Origin of the sequence: Lysinibacillus sp. GbtcB16, assembly GCF_019091145.1 — a bacterium.
Lineage (GTDB): Bacteria > Bacillota > Bacilli > Bacillales_A > Planococcaceae > Lysinibacillus > Lysinibacillus fusiformis.
Window position 1 is genome coordinate 1 of the sequence record NZ_JAGXJV010000703.1, and the last position, 249, is coordinate 249.

Annotated in this window: 1 pseudogene; it reads left to right on the top strand. The window is 49.4% G+C overall.

Going from position 1 to position 249, the window contains the following annotated elements:
• Nucleotides 1-249, top strand: a pseudogene (locus KVT27_RS25650) (sugar phosphate isomerase/epimerase); the annotation flags it as partial.

The following is a 249-nucleotide window of genomic DNA, read 5'->3' on the forward strand; positions in this document are numbered from 1 at the left end:
ATCGGCATCGAAACGCGCTCCAGATCGTACCAAATGCCGACATTAATGGAGGCTAAAACCATTTGTGATAATTTGCAGGGCAGCCCTGTGCGTCTCTGGTATGATATCGGCCACGCGATGATGATGGATCGGATGGGGTTATACGAGAATTTGAAGGAGCTGCTGGAAGTGAAAGGCTATATTTATGGCGTACATATTCATGAGACGCTAGAGCTGTCGGACCACTGGTGCCCTTACGTGCACAGCAAG